Source organism: uncultured Actinomyces sp. (assembly GCF_963526355.1).
Lineage (GTDB): Bacteria > Actinomycetota > Actinomycetes > Actinomycetales > Actinomycetaceae > Actinomyces.
On record NZ_CAUROW010000008.1, the window covers coordinates 47,820 to 70,818 of the forward strand.

Consider the following 22,999-nt stretch of genomic DNA (forward strand, 5'->3'; position numbering starts at 1 on the left):
ATTAACTCCATCCCTCCGGAAGGTACGTCACCGAATTTATGCTCCGAGATCCCCAGGCCAGCTCTTGAATGAGTGCATCTGCTCCAGAAGCGGGGTGTATTAATGAGCGTCCGTTTGCCAAGAAAGTTCGCTGAAGTTCAGTCGAAACCATGCCTGAGTGGATTCCCTGGGGCGCCCAGGGACCCCAGTTGACTGTCAAAGCGCGAACGCCTCGTAGGCGCCCCCACCTGGTTAAGGTCGTTTGCATCCCATCATTGCCGGCAGCATAGCCGATTTGTCCACGGCTACCCCGTACTGCCGCAATGCTGCCGAAAGCAACCACAAACTCCGGCAAGACCCCGCAAGAATCCAGCCCGCTAAGAACATTGTCGATTCCGTCTTGTTTCGTACGGTATACATGGTCGAACTGTGCTCGGCTCGTGCGTGAGAGCAACTGGTCACGATTAATTCCAGAGCCGAAAACCACGCCATCGATTCTCCCACGCTCCCGAGCGACAGACTCAAGAAAGCTCGCCACCTGATCGGCGTTCCTCACGTCGACAGTCCTGTACTCCGCCGTGCTCCCTGATTCCTTTAGACCTTCAAGGGTCTGACGAATCTCACGCTCCGCTAACACTCGTCGAGCCTCAACCTCAATCTGACTAAGGTCAGACATCCCCTCACGTAAGAGCGCCTGACGCAAGTCAATGAGGCTGGTGGATAGATGCAGCCCTTCCGGTTCCTTGTCACGTGGTATAGGACTGGATCCGCACACATAGATAAATCCTGGGCAGGTGAGTCCCATTCTCTGAGCGACCACGGACGTGATTCCTCGACCACCTCCGAAGAACACAAGAGTCGCTCCCGGATTCAAGCCGGCGGCGCTCAGCGCTTCGGCCCGGCCATCGGACGAGCCGGCCCCGGTCGTTGCCAGGGAGTCGAGCGGCGCAGGCGCTAGGTGGAAAAGGCTTACCTCGTTCTCTGTCACGATATGTACCGGTGTGACAGTACAATCGCATTCCAGCGCCCGACGAACGCATGTTGCGTCATCCTCATCGGGCAAGTCGATCTCGACATAGCCGACGAGTGTGTCAGTCAGCTCCAGTGCCAGAGTACGCATGAGTCCTCGCATTCCATCGGCGGAACGCTCGGGAGTGAGATCGACGTTATCGGCCTTAACCCGTCTGACGACAAGTAGGCAGGATGGCTCTGGCGCCTCAGCAAGTTGCTTGAGCTTATCGAAGTAGTCCGGTAGCTCTCGCTCTCGATCACGGTTGTCGGCGAAGTCGATCACGACGCACCCGTGTGAAAAGTTGACGTCTGAAAGCTCGAAGGGCTTGGCCCCCAATGCCTCGGCAAGTGCCCCACTCTCATCAGAATCGTCGGAGCGAATCAGGTAGACAGTGCTTCCGTCGTTCTGGTGCGGAACAGTTGCAGCGGAGGTCGGCCTCAGTTCGAAGCGAAAGGGTTGAGCCTCCACCACCCCACTTTCGGTAGTGGTGTCGGACGCGCCAATCTCATCGGATGGAGGCGTTGCCGTCTTAGTACTGCGTGCTTCCAGCCACTCGGTCATACTGGCTACCGTTCGGGACTTGGATAGACCTTCAAGATCGACTTCATCGATGGTCTCCGTATCGAGGCCGCATTCACGAATAAGGTCACCAGCTATCTCAAGGCGCTTGATCGAGTCGATTCCTAAGTCGGATTCTAGATCCAGTTCATCTTCAATCATAGACGCGGGGTATCCCGTCCGTTCCCCGATCACGTTGAGTACGACAGAATGAATGTCAGTATCCGTCGTGTCGTCTTGTGTAGATTCCTCTTCGTCGGAAGGAGTGGACTTTGTGTCGATCATGTCTTCCTGAGATGAGGATGGCGGCTCATCCGGAGTATTCCAATCCGTCTCAGCACTGAGGATAGGGGACGTTCCCGGTGTCTTGTCACTCGTAGGCTCGGTCACGGGAGTGACCTGTGATCGTCCGGTGGTGGTGACTGCTGGCTCGGGCACTAATTGAGATGATTCAAAAACCCAGGATGAATCGATTTCCGGAAGTGTCCTAGATTCTTTCTGTGTAGGTGTCACATCGTCTTGCGGTGCGACACCTCCACTAATTAATGCGTGGACGACCTGGGCCTGTCGATCAGCAATCTTGGTCGATGCATCCAAGTACTCGAATACAACGTCGGCGATTGTCTTCATGTCTTCCGTTCCTTCTGGTTGCTGTGGCTGTGTGTCGTCAAGAGCGAGTGCGGCTGAATCATGCGCAGTGCGGATGTTCATTTCATGTTGAATTCGATCATTAGCAAATTTTAAATCGAGTGCGATAGGATGTCCTATAAGTGCGTCCGTTCGCAGTGCCGCGGCTTCCGAGGTGATGGATGATCGTTGTTTAGCGTGGTTCTGGGCCGGCTGCGCTTCTGCATCGTGTAATGCGGTCTGATGTGAAGGCGCGGTCGAGTCCTCTAGCGGTGCCACATGGTTCACCTGAGGGTGAGACGGGCGGGTTACTCCGTCGATAACGCACCCGCGTGTGTCGACGCCCTTACCGTCGATGACAATCCCATGGTATTCTGGGGCGAGCGTTGATGATGGAAGCATTGCTCGCCGGATCCATCCCTCATTCAAACTCACTCCCCGGACTAGAAGACGGGCCGCCAGGTTCGGCAAAGTGTCACTTTGGGATGTGAGATCGAGATTGATGCACTCCGATCCCGTGATGGACTCAACGAGCCCTGACAGTATGCGGCCCGGACCAATTTCGACGAAAACGTTTGCTCCGTCCTCCATCATGTTTCGCACCATCTGCTCAAAATTCACCGGGGATCGCAGTTGCGATGCTAGTTCCTCGATGATGTCGACATCTCTGTCATATGGAGCGCCGACACGATTCCGGTAGACTGAAGTCGTTGGATGCGTGATGTTCATGTCGGCTACACGTTGTGCCAGTTCGGATGAAGAAGGCTCCATCTGTTTAGTATGAAATGCTGCCGATACAGCTAGACGTCGCGAGTTCAATTGTGCATCGACGGCGATTCGCTCAAACGCCTCGATTTGTTCCACCGGTCCGCCTACTACAACCTGACTGGCGGAGTTAATATTGGCGATCGAAATTGCTGTACAGTTGTTTTTTGAAAGCAGGGAAGAAACTTCGTCAGCTCCAGCCCGAATGGCTGTCATTGCTCCGCCATCGCCCGTGTTTTTCATTGCCTCACCTCGGATTTTAGCGAGGCCGTAAAGGGTGCGTGAGGTCATGGATCCGCCTGCAGCGAGCGCAACAATTTCTCCGAAACTGTGCCCGGCCAGCATGGAAACGTCAGCGCCCAGCTCCGAGAAAGCCATCCAGCCCGCCATCTGAGCCATCGCCAGTAGACGCTGAGCCCGATCAGTTCGGGTGAGATCATGCTCATCCTGCGTCTTTTCTTCAACTGTGAATCGTTGGGGAGGGAAGCAATTATCTAGCAATTCCTTCTGATCTCGGACCAGCCAGGAAAGATCTGGGCGGCGCAGAATGATGTCCTGCGCCATTCCCACTTTCTGGCCTCCCTGACCGCTGAACAGGACTGCAAGGCATGACTGTTCGGAAGAGTTCTGAGAGCGTCGTTGAAGCGCAGGATGGTTGGCATCGCCGGCAACTGCCTCAAGCAGTTGCAACAACTCATTGGTAGTACGGAATGCGAACGCGAACTGTACTGGTTCCGATGTGGAGGAGTAGTGTTGGGACAGCGTTTCAAGGACGTCTTCCACGTCTCCGTCGCATTCTAGCGTTCTACGTGCCTGGGTCGCGGTCTCTCGGGCGTCGGCCACGGTCTTCCCTCGTAGAGCCACAAGCACTGGTTGCCGAGGGTCGTGTAGTGGCCTAGTTGTGGCATGCTGACCAGTGAGCACGCAGTGATAATTCGTCCCACCAAAGCCGAAGGCGCTCACTCCGGCAACACGACTTTCCAGGTTCGCTGCCCACGGAGCCGGTGTGTCTCGGAATACAAATGGAGAGGAGTCTGGACGCCAGACAGCGCTCGGATGAGCCAGGCCCGCCATCGGAGGAAGTACTCCCTGGTTGATAGAAAGTGCAGCCTTTACTATGCCGAGCATGCCTGCAGCACACTTAGTGTGTCCAAACTGCGATTTGAGGGATCCGATGACACATGAGCCTTTTTCCATACCGTTATCGGTCATGAAATTGGTAAGTGCTTGTAACTCAGTTCGATCTCCGACCACCGTACCCGTTCCGTGAGCTTCGATCAGGTCTACCGACGCAGGGGCGACTTGGGCGGCCGCGTATGCGCGCTGCAGAGCCAGGTATTGGCCTTCAAGGCGCGGGGCAGTCAGACCGGTGGCACGCCCGTCGCTGCTTGATCCGATTCCCCTGATTGTGGCATAAATACGATCGCCATCTCTCACTGCATCGGCAACACGTTTGAGCACCACGCATGCCACAGCTTCGCCGAGGACTATTCCATCGGCATCTTTGTCGAATGGCCGTGAAGTGCCCTTCTTCGATAACGCACCTACGGACGAGAACATGACGTAGTCTCCGATACCATTATGAGTATCCGCTCCGCCCGCCACAGCAATGTCACAGTCACCTAGAAGTAGTTCTTGACAAGCAGCTTTGAGAGCAGAGAGAGAGGATGCGCACGCTGCATCGACAACGAAGTTTGATCCTGAGACATCAAGGCGATTGGCTATCCTTCCGGATACCACATTGGCTAGCATTCCCGGGAAGGAGTCGGTTGTGAGGGGCGGAAGGGCGGCATCCAGTTCGTCAGGAAGACTCCCTGTATACATTGGGAGCCCGGTTCTTAGGGCTATTCCGGCCGAAAGGTCACTCCCGGATTCGGCTCCGAAAATAATGCTGGTTATGGCGTCAACTGATCCAGGAGTTAGTCCAGCGTCGATCAGAGCATTATTTGCTGCTTCGAGAGAAAGAAGCTGGACTGGCTCGATACTTGCCAGAGCGCGCGGAGGAATTCCGTATGAGACCGGATCAAAAGGAGTTGCGGGAAGGAATGCTCCCCTGGTGGAGTCTGTATGAGGAATATTGCGGTTTCCGTTGTCCAGGAATACTTCTGGATTCCAACGATCGGTGGGTACTTCGGTAACTAAGTCGACTCGATCCAGGATGTTCCGCCAGAACCCATTGACTCCTTTTCCGCCCGGGAATAGGCCCGATACTCCAATGATTGCGATGCCTTCTCCCCATGGAGTGTGGGGCTGGTTCTCGGTATATCTAGTTGTGCAGGATACCTTTTGTCTGACCTGTTCCAGTCCCTCTAAAATTTGTGTGTGAAGAGTGTCGATATCGGAGACTGAATTAATTAGTTGCGATGCTTCGCCTGTCATGTATAGACCGGAGGTGTGCCGCTCATGAATGGGGATCGATCGTAACTCATTCCCTTCCCTGTCCACCCCCTTCGTTGCTATTCTCAAGCGGCCGAGCGTCATTTTTTCAAGAGCTATCCAGATGTTCTGATCAGGTTCGCCGGCGCGAGACATGCTTTGTCGAACTTCCGCAATCTCCTCGATCAGTGGCGTGGGGACGCAACGTGTCACGTGGCCGGGTGCAGTTTCGAGCCTGGCGGTACCCTTCGTAGAAATCACGACATCGCAGAAATCCTGAGTTACTGCACCTGTGCGTAACGCTTCGGTGGTCAATGAGTAGGCGGTTCCCATGAGAAGCGACACCGCAGCGCCTTCCTTAATGAGATCGGCCGCGGTGAGGAGGGCCATGGCGGCGGTATATGAATCGTATATGCCGCCCGCCATGGCGAGGACAAGTTCATCCGGACGCAAATCGCCCTCGTCGACGACTTCTAGAAGAACACTTATCTGCTGCTCCCAAAGTGGTAGCGAGTGGAGAGGTCCGATGTGTCCCCCACATTCCGCCCCTTCAAAGATGAAACATCTGGCACCCTCGGCGATGAACGTGCGAAGCAGTCCTGGAGACGGTACATGAATGAAGCACTGCTTCCCGGCCTCACGAAGCATCTTCTCCTGGTACGGACGTCCCCCCGCAAGTACAACCGCTGATGCTGAACTATCGCGAACCAGCTCAAGATGCTTGCGGATCAGCTTCTCGTCGATGAATCCTAGAAGTCCCACAGCCCAGCTGCGCCCCTCGAGCATCGTTTCGGCGTCAGACATCAGTGCTCGTGCTGTCTCTGGGCTGGATGCAGCGAGCGCGAGTGCGCCCAAGGCTCCGGCGTCGCAGACTTCCCTGACGAACTCAGGGACATCGCTCACGCGGGTCATCGGTCCTTGTATAAAGGGCAGCCTCGTGTGCTGAGCCCGACCAGCCCGACCCTCCGTAATATTGAGTCGATTCACTGTTTCCCATGTCTGCGGGAAATCCTGAACACGTGTGATGAGGTCCTTGATCGCCTCTGAGATGGACTTGTAGTGACGCTCGAATAGGGCGGCCGTGAGCGCATCATCGCCGATGCGGCGCTCGGACTGCGGAACCGTGCGGTACAAGCCTTTGGCAGTGGGCAGCATCTGCTCGCCGCCCTGCCTGACCGGTCGTGGAAGCGATGGAGCGCTTAGGAGACGACGTAGTGCTGCCGAGGTGTCTGCCTCCGGCATCAGTGCAAACTGAACGTCAAGCACCACTCCGGCAGCCCCGGCTGCCATAAGGCCTCTGATCGTGTGACGTCCCACGCCTCCGCGTACCCATACCTGTGCGTCGCTGTGGCGGGCGAGAATTTGACGAAGTATGACCGGCGAGGAGGATTCTCCGGTGCGTCCTCCTCCCTCCCGCCCTCGGATCAGCACTCCATCGACGCCGTGCTCGATCCACTGGAAGGCCTCGTCGCAGGACAATGCCTCGCCCATGATGAAATCCGCGTCTTCGATTAGTTTGATCGCCTCTGGATCCTCTAGGCATTCAGACCCGAGAATCACTGCGTTCGGGGTGTTATCGCGAATGACATCGGCTACTAGTTCCCAGGGAAGTTTTGGGGACCGTTCAAATCGTAGCCCGACCGGTCCTGCGGCTGAGCGGAGGAACCGTTCTATGGGCAATGTGCTGGTTGCCTCGGATCCGTCAATGACGCTGAGCGCTCCGGCGGCGCTGGCGCGGCGAAGGAGACTATAATTCATAGATCCGAATGGACTAAGGACTATGATGGGCGATATACTCATTGTATCTCCTGTAAGGTTGAATTGACGGTGGGCTATGAGGCCAGGGATATTGCGCCACTGTTTAACGTGTCTAGCGCTCCACGGGAGAAGGCGGGATCTGCTGTGCGGAGACAGCAGTGACTGGTTGGTGAGCTGTTGCCGGTTTGGCGTTTGAACTTTTGTTCAGCTGTTTTCTAAGGCTCGAGGTTCGCGATGGAAGTCGTATCTGAATCCCGCTTGGTTGCCGGGTGGTGGCGACGAGAAGCTTCTATGCTTTTGAAATCTGTCGGGAAACCGTGTCTGGTTTAGGTGGGGAAACCTAGGATGGGACTTTGCCTCTCATTGAAGTATGTGAACTTGAAGGTGCCGCTCGGCATCATCCTGATGCTGTGGGTTGTGTTGCGTTGTCTTGTCGTGGGCGTGGTATGCCTTCAGCCTCCTCGAACGGAGTGCTGGCGGCTCGGAATTGGCGGAGATTCGGGGGCTTCCGTGAGTGGATTTGGCGGTATTCCACTCTGCTCTACCTCGTTACGGTGCGTGATGAATTAAGGGGGTGAGTGATCGATTGTTCTTTCTTAGCTGGGTTGCTGGTTTTCCGGTCGTCCGTAAAAGTTGTGAGTAGAGTTCAGTAGTGTTTTCGTGCAATTTAGAGTCGCTGTCGACTCTGTAGGTTCAAGTGGATGAATGCTCCACTGAAGTAGGTTCAGAGTTCGCTAATGTGCGAAAACTCTCCATTCTCGGGGCGATGGGATGTTGGGGGAAAATGAACTTTGCGTAGAAATCATATGCACGCCATGACCGTGTCGTCAAGCGGTCGAGGGGTTTTGTCGAATTTTCTCGAAGGGGTTGAGAACTGTTGTGTATTTAAGGAAATGGCTGTTCGGTGTCGTTGGTCCGCCCCAGAATTCGTAAGTTGTTCTGATGGAAGGTGTCCGATTGAGGGAGAGAATTGCATGCGTTGGGTTGCTGGATATGACTACGGCGGTGAGGTGCCGGGTGCATCTACCGGCGGGTGCTCCCACGGTGTCGACGACATATGTGCAGTCGCGTGGGGCTCTTCACCTGACTTCGGTGCCTGCTCGTTGGGTCGTATGCGGTAGCGCTCGACATAAGCGAAGGCCGGGGCGGTGACCTGTCCGGTGTGCCGGTCACACGCCCCGGCCGCGGAGGATCTTGAGGATCCACTATGAGAAGCAGCCGGCGTTGGTGGGCGCCTTTACCCGGCGTCGGGTGCGGTTGGCTGTAGGGATTCGATCCCGGCCACGGGGATGCCCAGCCAGTCAGGACGGTTACGGGCCTCGTAGACGGCCTCATACAGGGCCTTATCGAGCTCCAGACAGGTCAGCACGGTCTGGCGCGAGTCCTCCGCCTGCGCGGTGGCCTGCGGTGAGGACTGCGAGGTGCTCTCGGGCGCGATCTCCTCCCGGTAGCCCTCCTCGAAGGCGGTGCGCACGGCGGGAAGCCAGTCGGGGTGGGAGGCCTTGCCGACGGCAGCGGCGTAGTCGAAGGAGCGCAGCATCCCGGCCACGTCCCGGGCCGGAAGATCGGGGTCGGATCGCTCGGCCAGGGGGCGCAGGGGCTCGCCCTCGAAGTCCAGGACGTACCAGCGCTGCTGGCCGTCGATCTCGTGAAGCACCTGCCCCAGGTGGTAGTCCCCGTGGATACGGGTGGTCGGTTCCAGGGCGGGGAGCTCCTCGAGACGTGCCAAGGCCTGCTCCACCTTGAGCTCCAGGGCGCGGATGTGGCCGGAGAGCTCGGGCACCTCCTCCAGCGCCCACCGGGCGCGCTTGCGCAGGGCGGCCGCGAGCTCGGCAGGTGAGGGCGGCCGGCTCGTGCCCAGGGAGGCGGCCAGGTGGTGGTGCATCTGCGCGGTCGTGCGTCCCAGATCCCGGGCCAGCTCCACGGCGCGGGCCCGCACCGGTCCGTCGACGTCGTCGGTGGAGGCCAGTGAGCAGAACAGCTCGAAGCCGTCGTCGGCGCGGGGGACGAAGCTGCAGGCCACGGCCGAGTCGGTGGACTCCTCCAGGGCGGGCTGGCCGCAGCCGCCCATGCGCGTCCAGGTCATGGTGGACCAGGCCACCGGCGTTGGCACCCGGTCCCAGCCGCTGCGGGCCAGGGCCACCGACAGCTCCACGTCGGGATTGCGCCCGTGCTCCAGGACCCGCAGGAGCTTGACGATGAGGTCACCGGTGGCGGCGTCCTGCTCCCCAAGAGCCTCGGCGGGGTCGGAAGGGGCCGGCAGGATGACGGAGGTGTTGGACTGCTCCCCGGTGGTCACCCGCAGCCTCGGCGCCCGCTGGGCGATGGCCAGGGCTCCGGCCTCGCTCAGGACGGTGCCCGCCTTCAGCGTGCTCAGGGCCCAGGCCCGCCAGAAGGCCGGGTGGTGGGCGCCGTCGACGAGCGCCACCTGCGTGGGTGACCCCTGAGAGCCGGTGGTCACCAGCAGGCCGTGGTTGCCGGGTGCCTCACCGGGGGTGGCGAAGGAGTCGAGCGCCTCGGCGGCCTCCAGGACCACCGGTACGTGCAGCAGCACCATCCCGTCGCGGTGACCGGTCTCGGCCTGGTTGCCCCGTAGGGCGGCGATGACGAGGTCTCGCACCCCCTCCTCCGGCTCCCAGGTTGCGATCACGCGCAGGGAGCCCAGGGGCGGTGCGGCGTCCCCCTTGAGCGGGAACCAGCGCCGTTGGAGCATCCACGGTCCCAGCGCAGCGAGGATCTCGGCATTGGTGGGCCAGGTCGACGGGGCCTGGGCGCTGCGCAGGGAGTGTGCCGGCACGGTGGCGGGCTGCGGTGCGGCGGAGATCGGCTCGTTTGGCATCAGACTTCCTCGGTCGGGTGGTTGTCGTGGTCGCCCTGGGGGGCGTCGTCGGGCTCAGTCCGGTCAACGGACAGCCAGTAGTATCCGCGCGCTCCCAGCGTCAGGGTGAGGCGGCCGCGCTCGTCAACGGGCGGGAAGGCGCAGCCCCCGAACAGATCCGTGGTGCCCCTGCCCGCCAGCTCAGGAACCTCGATCGTCACCGACCGGGGGGTGGCCGAGAGGTTGGAGACGCACAGAAGGGTCTCTGCCCCCTCCACCGGCGCCTCGTCGCAGCGCGTGTGCGCCAGGACGGCGTCATCGCTGGTGGGGCGCAGGAGGAAGCTCCCGCGTCCCAGGACGGGATGGGCGCGGCGCAGGTGCAGGATCCGCCGGGTGAACTGCAGCAGCGAGTCGGGCCGGGCCATCTCAGTGGCCACCGTCAGGTGCGCGTAGCCGGGGGCCTGGATGAGCGGAAGCGTCAGCGCACCGGGGTCGACGACGGTGGAGAAGCCCATGTTGGGGGAGTCGTCCCACTGCATGGGAGTGCGCACGGCGTCACGGTCCTCCAGCCAGATGTTCTCGCCCATGCCGATCTCGTCGCCGTAGTAGAGGCAGGGACTGCCCGGCAGGGACAGGAGCAGGGCGTAGGCCAGCTCGACCTCGGAGCGCGAGGCGTCCAGGAGCGGGGCCAGGCGCCGCCGGATCCCGATGTTGGCGCGCATGCGCTCCTCGGGGGCGTACCAGGCATACATCTGGTCGCGCTCTGCGTCGGTGACCATCTCCAGGGTCAGCTCGTCGTGGTTGCGCAGGAAGGTCCCCCACTGCCCGTGGGCGGGAATGTCGGGGGTCTTCTCCAGCACCCAGCGGATGGCCTCGGCCGAGCCCTGGCGCAGCGCGTAGAAGATGCGTGGCATGACCGGGAAGTGGAAGCACATGGTGCACTCGGGCGCCTCCTCGGTGCCGAAGTACTCCACGACGTCGTCGGGCCACTGGTTGGCCTCGGCGAGCGTGATCGTCCCGGGGAACTCCCGATCGAGCATCTCGCGGATGCCGGCAATGATCTCGTGGGTGCCTGGCAGGTTCTCGCAGTTGGTGCCCTCAGACTCGGTCAGATAGGGAATGGCGTCAAGGCGGAAGCCGTCCACCCCGGTGCGCGCCCAGAAGCGGATGACGTCGTGGATCGCCTCGATGACCGCCGGATTGCGGTAGTTGAGGTCGGGCTGGTGGGAGAAGAAGCGGTGCCAGTAGAACTGGCCTCGCTCGACGTCGTAGGCCCAGTTCGACTCCTCGGTGTCCACGAAGATGATGCGGGCGTCGTCGTAGCCGGAGTCGTCGTCGGCCCACACGTAGAAGTCCCCGTAGGGGCCCTCCGGGTCCGAGCGGGAGGCCTGGAACCAGGGGTGGGCGTCGGAGGTGTGGTTGACGACCATGTCGATGACGATGCGGATCCCGCGCTGATGGGCCTGGTGGACCAGCTCGCGGAAGTCCTCCATCGTCCCGTAGCGCGGGTCGATGGCCGTGTAGTCGGAGATGTCGTAGCCGCCGTCACGGATGGGCGAGGGGTAGAAGGGCGGGATCCACACGCAGTCCACGCCCAGCCACGCCAGGTAGTCCAGGCGGGAGATGAGCCCGCGCAGGTCCCCGATGCCGTCGCCGTCGGAGTCGGCGAAGGAGCGCAGCAGCGCCTCGTAGAAGACGGCCGTGCGGAACCACTCGGGGTCCGCGCTGATACCGGGGCGGGCCTGGGCGGGCAGGACCGGTACGCCGGGGATCTGCGGTGCCACCGTCATCGGCATGGGGATCCCGCCGCTGGGGGTGGGGAGCGCCGACATCGGCGCCGGGACGGGGGGCGACGTCGGTGCCGCCTGGCCGAAGGGCATGGCCTGACCAATCTGGCCAACCGGCACCTCACCGCTGGCCGGCGTCGGCGCGATACTCATCGGACCTGCGCTCACAGCGGTTCCACCGAGAAGACGTGGGCGACCTGTCCCGCGAAGGGATCGAGACGCACGTAGTTCTGCCCGGACCACTCGTAGGAGTCTCCGGTGAGCTCGTCGGTCACCCTGACCACCGGGCGTGAGGCGTCCACCCAGGCCGGCAAGCCCAAGGCCTCCAGGTTGAGATAGACCTCGCCGGCCCGTGCCCCGTGCGGGTCGAGGTTGACCACCGTCAGGACGACGTCGTCCCTGCCCGTGGGGCTGTGGAAGGCGTCCACCCGCTTGGAGTAGGCGATGATCTGGTCATCGCTCGTGGGGTGGAAGTAAATGTCCCGCAGCTGGCGCAGGGCGGGGTGGGATGCCCTGGCGGCGTTGAGACGGGTGAGGAGGTCCTCGATGCCGTTGCGGCGCGCGTCGGCGAAGTCACGCGGCTTGTACTCGTACTTCTCGTTGTCGATCTGCTCCTCGTAGCCGGGGCGCGGCGTGGACTCGGCCAACTCGTAGCCGGAGTAGATGCCCCAGGTCGGTGAGAGCGTGGCCGCCAGCACGGCGCGCAGCTTGAAGGCCGGCACCTTTCCGTTGGTCATGAAGGGGGTGAGGATGTCGTGCGTGGTGGGCCAGAAAGCCGGACGCAGCAGGTGTGCGGTCTCCTTGCTGAGCTCCATCATGTACTCGATGAGCTCTTCCTTGGTGTTGCGCCAGGCGAAGTAGGTGTAGGACTGGTGGAAGCCGATCATGCCCAGGGTGCGCATCATGGCGGGGCGGGTGAAGGCCTCGGCCAGGAACAGTACGTCCGGGGACTCGGTGTGGATCTCGGCGATGAGCCGCTGCCAGAAGGCCAGGGGCTTGGTGTGGGGGTTGTCCACCCGGAAGATCGTCACCCCGTGCGCGATCCAGGCGTGCACGACCCCCAGGACCGCCTGGTAGATGCCCTCGGGGTCGTTGTCGAAGTTGAGCGGGTAGATGTCCTGGTACTTCTTGGGCGGGTTCTCCGCGTAGGCGATGGAGCCGTCGGCCAGGACCGTGAACCACTCCGGGTGCTCGGTCACCCACGGGTGGTCCGGGGAGCACTGGAGGGCCAGGTCCAGGGCCACCTCCATGCCCAGCTCGCGCGAACGGGCCACCAGGGCGTCGAAGTCCTCGAAGGTGCCCAGGTCGGGGTGGATGGCGTCGTGCCCGCCGTCGGGCGAGCCGATGCCGTAGGGGGAGCCGGGGTCGCCGGGCCGGGCCGTCAGAGTGTTGTTGCGGCCCTTGCGGTTGGTCAGGCCGATCGGGGAGATGGGCGTGAGGTAGAGGACGTCGAAGCCCATGGCCGCGATGCGGTCCAGGCGCTCGGCGGCGGTGCGCAGCGTCCCCGAGTGCCAGGTGCCGTCCTCGCTGACCCCCGAACCCAGCGAGCGCGGGAAGATCTCGTACCAGGAGCCGATCAGGGCGCGCTCGCGGTCCACCTGGAGGGGGTACTCGGCGGTGGGGGAGATGTGGTCGCGCAGCGGCAGGCGCTCCAGGGTGGCCTTGACCGACTCGGCCAGGCCGGCCGCCAGGCGGTCTCCCACGGGGTTGGAGGGGTCGCGCATGATCCACACGGCGTCGTTGAGGGCCTTGACGCCCTCCTCGTCACGGCCTTCGATGGCCGCTGCCCGGTCCAGGACGCGGGCGCCCTCCTCAAGCATGAGCTCGACGTCGATCCCGGCCGGTACCTTGATGCCGGCGTCGTGGCTCCAAGTGGCGTACGGGTCCGACCAGCCCTCGACGCGGAAGCGCCAGTCCCCGGGGGCGTCGGGCGCCAGGGATGCCTCATAGCGGTCCAGCCCCGGGGCGATGTCGTGCATGCGGGCACTCGGGCCGTCGCTGCCGTCGGGGCGCACCAGGACCGCGGTGGCTCCGTAGCGGTCGTGCCCCTCGCGGAAGACGGTGGCGCGGACCGGGATGACCTCCCCGACGACGGCCTTGGCCGGCCAGCGCCCGTCCTCGACGACGGGGAAGACCTCGGTGACCGGGATCCGGCCGATCAGCGAGTGCTGGGCCGGCTGCGGACCGCTCGCCACGGTCGGTTCGGCCGCTGCGGACACGTTGCTCGGATCGGCAGTGGACTTGGAGGGACGGGTGGACTGCTTCTTGCCGGCCTTGGGTGTCGTGTTAGGAGTCACAGAGGCAAGACTACGGTGAGAAACGACCTGAGTCACATGCCCAGCCGTGCGGCGCCGATCGGGCCGGTACGCGCGTCGCGAACCGGCCCGAAAGGAACTCCGGAGCCGGCAGGCTCAGTAGTCCATGTGCATAGCGATGCGGACGTCGTTGAGTGTCTTCTCGGCGACCTCATTGGCCCGGGTGTTGCCCTGCCCCAGGACCTCCAGGAGATAGTCCTCGTTGGCGGCCAGCTCGACTCGCCGAGCCCGGATGGGGGCGAAGAACTCGTTGACGGCCTCCGTGGTGATCTTCTTGAGCGCGCCCGCACCGCCGTCGCCGATGCGCTCGGCGATTTCCTCGGGCGTGCCCGCACCGCACAGGGAGGCCAGCATCAGCAGGTTGGCCACCTCTGGGCGCCCGTCCGGGTCGTAGGTGATGACGCGCTCGGAGTCCGTCTTGGCCTTCTTGAGAAGCTTGGCGGTCTCGTCGGCGCTCATGCGGAGCTCGATCGTGTTGTGCCGCGACTTGCTCATCTTCTCCCCGTCCAGGCCCAGCAGCATCGGGGCCTGGCTGAGCAGGGCCTCGGGGCGGCGGAAGACCGGGTGGTCCTTGACGGCCCGTCCGTAGCGCTTGTCGAAGCGTTGAGCGATGAGCCGGGCCTGTTCCAGGTGCGGGAGCTGGTCCTTGCCCACGGGGACAAGGTTGGCCTGGCAGAAGAGGATGTCGGTGGCCTGGTGGACCGGGTAGGTGAGCAGTAGACCGCTCATGGCGCGTCCGTCAGTGGCCTCCAGCTCGGACTTCACCGTCGGGTTGCGGTGGAGCTCGGACTCGGTGACCAGCGACAGGAAGGGCAGCATCAACTGGTTCTGGGCCGGGACCGCAGAGTGGGCGAAGATCGTCGAGCGCTGCGGGTCCACGCCCACAGCCAGGGCGTCAGTGACCAGGGACAGAACGCGTTCGCGGAGGGGACCGACGCCATCGCGGTCGGTGATGACCTGGTAGTCGGCCACGAGGATCCAGGTGTCCACGCCCGCGTCCTGGATCGTCTTCCAGGAATGCATGGTGCCGAAGTAGTGGCCCAGGTGCATGTTCCCGGTGGGGCGCACCCCGGTGAACATCCGGTAGCGGTCGGGGTTGACGGCGATATCGGCCTCGATCTCGGCGGAGCGGGCGATCGATCGGGCCAGCGAGGCGTCATTGGTGGCGTTGGCCAGGGTCTCCTCGGCCGCGGTGGGGGTCTGAGTCATGGCCTCATCCTAGGGGGTGCGGTTATCAGGCCTTGACGGTGGCGGTTCGATCCGTGCCTCAGTCGTCAGCGGGCTGGGTGGCCAGGGCCCGCTCCAGCTCCTGACGGGCCTGAGTCATGCGCTCGGGTGTGAACGAGTCGTCGTGGCTGATGAGGGCCAGCCCGTCCAGGATCTCTGAGCCGTAGCGATGCCCGTGCCCCTCGGGCACATTCATTGCTCGAGGAATATCCGCAGTCACCTGAAGGAAGGTGATACAGGGCATCCAGCGCATCGCGGGGGAGCGGTCAGCCCCCGGTAGCTCCAGCAACCAGTCAGGGCTTTCTCGGATCAGGCTCGGTGACCACCACACCACCGGGTCGCTTGCGTGCTGGATGTACAGGATTCGTTGTTCGCTCCAGGACGCGTCACCCGCGAAGGAGCGCAAATCCTCCTCGTCCTGAGCGAAGCGAGCCGTCAAGCCCGCAGAGTAGGTGGGATCCACTTCTCGCGTGCCGGGGTCGCGCCGCGCCACCAGGTCGCGCCATAACCGTGAGGAGTTTGGCGGTCCCACCCACAGGACGCCGTCGACCGAGTCCAGGACGTCTGCCAAGTCGTCGAAGGCGGCCTCGCCGGCCAGGACCCCCATCGACTCCCCGTACAACAGCAGCCGGGGACGACCCCCCTCTGGAAGCGTCTTCCACCAGGAGACGACCGCGTTCACCAATGCCTTGCCCGAGGCCCGTGCCTTGTCGGTATCGGCGATGAACTGCACGATTGAGGGCAGGTAGGAGTACTGGGCGGCGGCGATCGCCGTGTCGCCGTCGTACAGCACCTCTAAAGACAGGGCGGCTACCGGATCCACCCATCCGGTCCCCGTCGTCGGAGCGATCATGATCGCCGAACGGGAGGCCGCCCCGGTGCGCTTGAGCTCGTCAACGACCAGTGCGGCGCGCGCATCATCGTTACTGGCGCTCTCCAGTCCTGCGTAGACGCGAATCGGCTCACTGGCAGGTCGGGAGGTCACCTCTTCAAGTCTCTGAGCGCTCAGGCCTCGACCCACGAAGCGCTTGCCGTAGGCCCCCAGAGTCTCCCAGGCCACGAGGGAGTCCGGTGATCCTGAGCGCTCGGCCGCCGCCGGCCGTGGCGTCGAGGGCGGATCGGTGCTGTTGCGCACGGAGAAGGCCGACTCGGCAGCCCGGGTGATGATGCCCGGAATCGCCTGGTTGACTAGGGTGAAAATCAGCGCCAGCACGATGATCCAGGAGGATACCGACCGCACCAGTAATGGCAGCCGCTGGGGCAGCAGCCGTCGCAACCAGGTCTCCAGACGCAGAAAGCCTCGTCCCACCATTACCAAGGCCGTCCAGATGCCGAACCCCACCGGAAAGACCAGCAGGTACTGCACAGGCGTATAGGCGCGGGAATCAGTCAGCTCGGCAATCTGCTGCTGCCAGTGCACTGCCCGCAGCAGGATCGCGTTGAGGCCCACCACCATGACGATAGTCAGGGTGACCTCCACACGCCGCTTCCACCGGGACGCCCAGGACGGAAGGCTCCGACCGCTGGCCTCCCACAGGACTCGTACCACCGCGCTCACCCAGGTGCGCCAGTTCCATGACAACCACACCCCCAACAGGTAACCAGTCGCCGCACTGACCCCGCTGGCCGCCCCCTGGAAGAAGATGTCGCGGGGGATGAGCGAGGGTGTCAGTGCCAGGACGAAGAACACTGAGCCCAGAACCAGACCTGCTGGGTTTGGACGAAGCCGGTCCCAGGCGTTTTCAACAGAAGGTGAAAAAAACGGCATCGGGCACTAGCCTATGACGTGAGCGGTGGTCTACCGAGCTGCGACCTGCCCACACCGGTCAGTCTTGGCGCCCGCCGTCAGGCTCTCCAAGGGTTCGCCTGAGAAGTAGACCCGCAGGGACAGCGGTTCCAGCGTCGTCGTGTCCCAGGGGCGGTCCTGGTGGCAGTCCGTGAGGCTCTCGGCGGTGTGACCGTCGGGGTCGTCGGTCTCGACTGGAGCGTCCGCCTCCGTACTCTGCGGGCGGCTGACACGACGCGCCTGGGAGAAGGGGGCCGTGTGGGGCTGGGGGACCGCCCAGGTCGAGTCCCAGGCCAGGTGCCAGTCGGTGCCGCGGCCATCGGGCAGGACGACGTCGACCTGGTCCAGGGCTCCATTGATGACCACGAGCATGTCGTCGTCGTTCCAAGGGTGGCCCGAGCGCAGCATCTGGATCACGCGAGTGTGCGGATCGTGCCAGGAGTCCCCGTCCATCGGTGCGGCGTCGGCCCGGTACCAGGCCAGGTCGGGGATCGTGTCTCCCTGAAGGACCTGCCCGGTCGCGAAGCGCGAGGGGCGCGCCACCGGGTGGGTCTGGCGCAAGTGGATGAGGAAGCGTGTCGTGGCGACCAGATCGCGCTGCCAGACCTCCAGGTTCCAGTCCACCCACGACAGCACCGAGTCCTGGCAGTAGCAGTTGTTGTTGCCCTGCTGGGTGCGCCCCATCTCGTCGCCGGCCACCAGCATGGGGGTCCCGGCGCTCAGCAGCACAGTGGCCAGCAGGTTGCGCATCGACCTGCGGCGCAGCACCTCGATCGGTCCACCGTTGATGCCCTCGACGACGTCTCCCTCGAAGCCGTGGTTCCAGGAGCGGTTGTTGGAGTTGCCGTCGCGGTTGTCCTCCTTGTTGGCCAGATTGTGCTTGTGGTCGTAGACCACCAGGTCGCGCAGGGTGAAACCGTCGTGGGCCGCCACGAAGTTGATCGAGCCCAGCGGGCCGCGACCGCCGGGGAACTCCCCGTGGCTGAACAGGTCCGCGCTGCCCGACAGGCGCGTGGCCAGGTCCCGCAGGTCCGAGCCCAGACGTCCCTTCGAGATCTCCGAGGCGTCGTGCAGCCAGAAGGAGCGCGTGGTGTCGCGGAAGTGGTCGTTCCAGTCCTGGAAGGGCTCGGGGAACTGGCCGGTGCGCCAGCCGCCGGGCCCCACGTCCCAGGGCTCGCTGATGAGCTTGACGGTGCTGAGCACCGGGTCCGTGGCGATCGCCGTGAGCAGCGGGTGACGCGGCGAGAACTCCGCGGCATGGCGACCCAGGGCGGTGGCCAGGTCGAAGCGGAAGCCGTCGACGCCGACCTCGGTGACCCAGTAGCGCAGCGAGTCCAGGACCAGTCGGATCGCACCCGTGGCCCGGAAGTCCACCGTGTTGCCGGTGCCGGTGACGTCCATGTACTGCGCCGGCAGGTAGGGGGCGTGCAGGTAGTAGTCCAGGTTGTCCAGGCCGCGCAGGCTCAAGGAGGGGCCGTCGACACCGCCCTCGCAGGTGTGGTTGTAGACGACGTCGAGCACGACCTCCAGGCCGGCCTCGTGGAGCATGGAGACCATGCCGCGCACCTCGTCCAGGACCGCCTGTGGGCCGGCCGCACGCGCCGCGGCCGTGGCGTAGGAGGGCTCGGGCGCGAAGTAGCTCAGCGTGGAGTAGCCCCAGTAGTTGCTCAGGCCCCGCTTGGTCAGGAAGGGCTCGCTCACCGAGGCGTGGATCGGCAGCAGCTCGATCGTGGTGATCCCCAGGGCCTTGAGGTGCTCGACCGTCACCGAGTGGGCCAGCCCCGCGTAGGTGCCGCGCAGCTCCTCGGGCACCCCGGGCAGCTGATAGGTCAGGCCCTTGACGTGGGCCTCGTAGATGACGGCGCGCTCGCGGGGCACACGCGGGCCCGGAACCACCGGGAAGGTGTCACCGGTGACAACGCCGACGGCGGTGCTGCCGGCAGAGTCCAGGCGCGAGGGCCTCCACGGCTCGGCCGCAGGGACCAGGTCGTCGGTGACCTCGTGGGCGTAGACGGCCGGCCCCAGGTCGACATGGCCGTCCAGGGCCCGGGCGTAGGGGTCCAGCAGCAGCTTGCGGGGGTTGTAGAGCAGGCCCTCGTGCGGGTTCCAGGGGCCGTGGGCGCGGTAGCCGTAGCGCTGACCGGCACCGACGCCGGGGACGTGCGCGCTCCACAGGCCCCGCGAGGGCCCGTGCATCCCGATCCGGGTCTCCTCCACTACGGCGCCGTCGGCATCCGTGGTCAGCAGGCACAGGTCCATGGCCGTGGCGTGCGGGGCGTGAACCGCGAAGTCCGCGCCGTCTCCGTTCAGGGTGACGCCCAGCCCGTGGTCAGGAGCTGCGGGCAGGTCGGCGCGCGGTGCTGGAGCGGGCTCTGGCGTCGAAGGCATGGGCCCATTGTCCTGGCGGCCGCTGGTTGCTACCACTTGAAGGGAAGTGAGGTCTCCCTCGTGGGAGTGCGCCCCGTCGCGTTTAGCCGACCCGCCGTGACTGCCTCGTCATCATCGCGTCGTCTTCATCCCTGTCCTGACGCCGTGTCAGGGTGACTGAGCGCTCAGTGGCGAGATGCCGCTGTTATGGCAACCTTGAGCCCATGAGAATCGTGGTCTGCATCAAGCACGTTCCCGACGTCCAGTCCGAGCGTCGCATCGAGGACGGTCGCCTCGTGCGCGGCGAGGAGGACGTCCTCAACGAGCTCGACGAGAACGCCGTCGAGGCCGCCGTCGCCCTGGCCGAGGAGGCCGACGGCGAGGTCATCGCCCTGACCATGGGACCCGAGGACGCTGAGGACGGGGTGCGTCGCGCCCTGCAGATGGGGGCCGACTCCGGGGTCGTCGTCGCCGCCGACGACCTGGCCGGCGCCGACGTCGTCACCACCGCCCGGGTCCTGGCCGCCGCCATCGAGCGCATCGGCGAGGTCGACCTGGTCGTCACCGGGATGGCCTCCCTGGACTCCCTGACCTCCATGCTTCCCGGCGCCCTGGCCGCCGCCCTGCACCTTCCGGCCCTGACGCTGGCCAACCACCTCGAGGTCGACGGTGGTGCCGTGACCGTCACTCGCACCGTGGGCACCGTCCGCGAGGTCGTCAGCGCTCCGCTGCCCGCACTCGTCAGCGTCACCGACCAGGCCAACGAGCCCCGCTACCCCAACTTCGCCGCCATGCGCGCCGCGAAGAAGAAGCCCATCGACTTTTGGGACACCTCCGATCTCGGCCTTCAGGTCACCGACCCGGCCGTGAGAATCGTTGAGGACGAGGCCCGGCCCGCTCGCGAGGCCGGCATCATCCGTACCGACGCCGGAGAGGCGGGCCGCGAGCTCGCCACCTGGCTCGTGGAGAACAAGCTCGTCTGACGGCCGGCCGCAGCGCCCGCTCACGTCTCCCGGCAGGGGTGCTGGACGCCGCAGCGCCAGCCCGTCCGCCTCATACCACTCGCGAAAGAAGCTGATTCACGTGCTCGATGCCCCCCTTCTCGTCCTCGTCGACCTCGAGACCACCGAGGCCGCCCCCACCGGTCCCAGCCTGGAGCTGCTCACCGCCGCCCGGGAGCTGACCGGCGGCGACGTCGTCGCCCTGACCCTTCAGCCCCTCGCCGAGCCGGTCTCCACTGCCCTGTCCGGTGCAGGAGCCACCCGCCTGCTGACCGCCGACCTGGGCGAGTCCGCCCACCTCCCGGCCTTCGGGGCCGACGCCGTGGTGGCGGCCGTCGGCACCGTCCGACCCGCGGCGGTCCTGGTCGTCTCCGACTACCGCGGTAAGGAGCTGGCCGGGCGAGCCGCCGTCCTGCTCGGCTCGGCCTGCGTCTCCGACGTCACCGCCCTGGAGGCCTCTGGTAGCGGAAGCGACTCTGAGCTGCGCGCCTCCAAGCTGGTTCTGTCCGGCTCCTGGTCCACTACCGCCAGCGTCGGCTCGGGCGGTGGCGCTCCGATCATCGCCGTGCGTCCCGGGATCGCAGAGGTCGCCGCAGCCGAGGGCGCGCCCCTGACAGCCGAGCCCCTCGAGGTTCCTGTCAGCGCAGAGACCGCCGCCGTGCGCCTCGTCTCACGTGAGACCGCCTCCGTCGCCTCCGGTCCCGCCCTGAGTGAGGCGCGCACCGTCGTCGTGGGCGGCCGCGGCGTGGACGGAGACTTCGACCTGGTCCGCTCCCTGGCCGAGCCGCTCGACGCCGCCGTCGGCGCCACCCGCGTGGCCTGCGACGAGGGCTGGATAGAGCGCAGCGCCCAGATCGGTCAGACCGGTGAGACCATCTCCCCGCGTCTGTACATCGGGCTCGGCGTCTCCGGTGCCGTTCATCACACCAGCGGTATTCAGGGCGCCGGCACCGTGGTGGCGATCTGCGACGACTCCGAGGCCCCCATCTTTGAGATGGCCGACTTCGGTGTGGTCGGTGACGTCACCGAAGTCGTGCCCCAGCTCGTCGAGGAGCTCGCCAAGCTGCGCGGTTGAGCCGCCAGCGGGCACACGGGTAGCACCGATCGGTCCGGGGAGGGGCGATGACCGCAGAATCAGCTGACTGGCCGGAGCCTGGGACCACTAAGGTGCTGCGTCCTGCGGCTGAGGAGCAGTGGGCCGATGAGCTGACCTCTCTGGCCGCCGCAGACGCCGAGGCCGGTGCGGAGATTCCCCAGGGCTGGCGCCTGTCGCCCCGCTCCGTGCGCGCTTTCATCATCGGAGACGAGAAGCTCGGTATCATCCGGAAGTTCTACGGAGACGATCCCCTGGTCGATCGGGCGATCGTCACGCTGCTGGGTCGCCAAGGACTCATGCTCGTCGGTGAGCCGGGAACTGCGAAGTCCATGCTCTCCGAGCTGCTCGCAGCCGCGATCTGCGGGGCGTCGACCCTGACGATCCAGGGCTCGGCGGGTACCACTGAGGACCACGTCCGCTACTCGTGGAACTATGCGCTTCTCATCGCCGAGGGACCCACGCGCAGGGCCCTGGTGCCCTCACCGGTCTACCAGGCCATGGAGCACGGCGCCGTTGTGCGATTCGAGGAGATCACCCGCTGCCCGCCCGAGATCCAGGACACGCTCGTCTCGGTGCTCTCCGAGAAACAGCTCATGGTCCCTGAGCTAGGAGACGGCTTCCGCATCAGCGCGGCTCAGGGATTCAACGTCATCGCCACCGCGAATCTGCGGGACCGTGGCGTCCACGAGATGTCCTCCGCGCTCAAGCGGCGCTTCAATTTCGAGACGGTCCGTCCCATTGCCGACCGCACCTTTGAGGCCCGGCTCATCGCCCGAGCCCTGGACACCGAACTCGGTGAGCAGCGCGCCCCCATGAACCCGAAGGTGCTCGACGTCCTGGTCACCGCCTTCGCCGATCTGCGCACCGGGGCGACGGTGACTGGGACCCCGGTCAAACGCCCTGAGACCGTCATGTCCACTGCTGAGGCCGTCAACGTCGGTGTGGCCGCTTCCCTGAGCGCGCGCTACCTCGGTGACGGCGTGGTGCAGGCCTCCGACATCGCCCGTCAGATGGTGGGGGTGGCCCTCAAGGGCGATGACGAGGACGCCAAGCGCATGCGTTTCTACGTCGACTCGGTGGTGCGTGAGCGCGCTGCGAATAGTGCCGAGTGGAAGGACTTCCTGACCGCTTCTCAAGGACTGTGGGAGTGAGCGCCCCGACGACGCAGGTCCCAGCCCGACTCCAACGCGCCCTGGAGTCCCAGCAGGACTGGGGCAGGGCGGGGGTGCACCTCGTCCCGATCCGTCACCACTCGCCGGCTTGCGCGCTGGCCTTGTCAGCACTCCTGGAGGAGGTGCGTCCCACTGCGGTCCTCATCGAGGGGCCGGCCGAGTACACGGCCCTTCTGCCTGCCCTCCAGGACCCGGCGACCATTCCGCCGGTCGCGCTGCTCTCCTTGGGGGAGCGCGCCGCCTCCTACTACCCGCTGGCCGAGTTCTCCCCGGAGTGGGTCGCTCTGCGGTGGGCGGGTGAGCACGGGGCCGAGGCCGTCTTCATCGACCGCAGCGCCTGCCTTCGAGATGATGA

Annotated in this window: 11 protein-coding genes; 4 read left to right on the forward strand and 7 right to left on the reverse strand. The window is 64.4% G+C overall.

All coding sequences use genetic code 11. The annotated features are described in order from the left end of the window. Window position 1 precedes the first annotated feature (1 nt). The 7 genes from RWR81_RS03785 to glgX all read right to left on the reverse strand — a co-directional run bounded on the left by RWR81_RS03785 (window position 2) and on the right by glgX (window position 19,396). The gene (locus RWR81_RS03785) at window positions 2-6,472 is read right to left on the reverse strand and encodes an SDR family NAD(P)-dependent oxidoreductase (RefSeq protein ID WP_314454622.1); all 6,471 of its coding nucleotides are present in this window, start codon (window positions 6,470-6,472) and stop codon (window positions 2-4) included. A gap of 1,840 nt (window positions 6,473-8,312) precedes the next feature. Beyond that, the gene (locus tag RWR81_RS03790) at window positions 8,313-9,914 is read right to left on the reverse strand and encodes a phosphotransferase (protein ID WP_314454625.1); all 1,602 of its coding nucleotides are present in this window, start codon (window positions 9,912-9,914) and stop codon (window positions 8,313-8,315) included. Then, on the reverse strand, window positions 9,914-11,689 hold the full coding sequence (gene treS / locus RWR81_RS03795; RefSeq protein WP_314454658.1) for a maltose alpha-D-glucosyltransferase: 1,776 nt from the start codon (window positions 11,687-11,689) through the stop codon (window positions 9,914-9,916). Before treS ends, RWR81_RS03790 begins: the two co-directional genes overlap by 1 nt. Before the next feature lie 155 nt (window positions 11,690-11,844). Then, on the reverse strand, window positions 11,845-13,977 hold the full coding sequence (locus tag RWR81_RS03800) for an alpha-1,4-glucan--maltose-1-phosphate maltosyltransferase (protein ID WP_314454628.1): 2,133 nt from the start codon (window positions 13,975-13,977) through the stop codon (window positions 11,845-11,847). 114 nt (window positions 13,978-14,091) lie between these two features. Beyond that, the gene (gene trpS / locus RWR81_RS03805; protein ID WP_314454635.1) at window positions 14,092-15,204 is read right to left on the reverse strand and encodes a tryptophan--tRNA ligase; all 1,113 of its coding nucleotides are present in this window, start codon (window positions 15,202-15,204) and stop codon (window positions 14,092-14,094) included. 58 nt (window positions 15,205-15,262) lie between these two features. Further along, window positions 15,263-16,912 (reverse strand): alpha/beta hydrolase, encoded by a 1,650-nt coding sequence (locus RWR81_RS03810; protein WP_314454637.1) that lies wholly within the window; start codon window positions 16,910-16,912, stop codon window positions 15,263-15,265. A gap of 108 nt (window positions 16,913-17,020) precedes the next feature. Continuing rightward, window positions 17,021-19,396: a glycogen debranching protein GlgX gene (gene glgX, locus RWR81_RS03815; RefSeq protein ID WP_314454641.1), complete on the reverse strand. Its 2,376-nt coding sequence runs from the start codon at window positions 19,394-19,396 to the stop codon at window positions 17,021-17,023. Window positions 19,397-19,599: 203 nt separating this feature from the next. Between glgX and RWR81_RS03820 the strand changes: the two genes are divergently transcribed. From RWR81_RS03820 to RWR81_RS03835, 4 genes are all read left to right on the forward strand, one after another. Beyond that, complete coding sequence (locus RWR81_RS03820) at window positions 19,600-20,358, forward strand: electron transfer flavoprotein beta subunit/FixA family protein (RefSeq protein ID WP_314454643.1); 759 nt, start codon at window positions 19,600-19,602, stop codon at window positions 20,356-20,358. Window positions 20,359-20,458: 100 nt separating this feature from the next. Then, window positions 20,459-21,451: an electron transfer flavoprotein subunit alpha/FixB family protein gene (locus RWR81_RS03825; RefSeq protein ID WP_314454646.1), complete on the forward strand. Its 993-nt coding sequence runs from the start codon at window positions 20,459-20,461 to the stop codon at window positions 21,449-21,451. A 47-nt stretch (window positions 21,452-21,498) separates the two neighbouring features. Then, window positions 21,499-22,623 carry an AAA family ATPase gene (locus RWR81_RS03830; RefSeq protein ID WP_314454649.1) on the forward strand — a complete coding sequence of 375 codons (1,125 nt, stop codon included), beginning with the start codon at window positions 21,499-21,501 and terminating at the stop codon, window positions 22,621-22,623. Next, the coding region (locus RWR81_RS03835; RefSeq protein ID WP_314454652.1) for a DUF5682 family protein at window positions 22,620-22,999 on the forward strand (380 nt) is incomplete at its 3' end. The genes RWR81_RS03830 and RWR81_RS03835, both read left to right, overlap by 4 nt.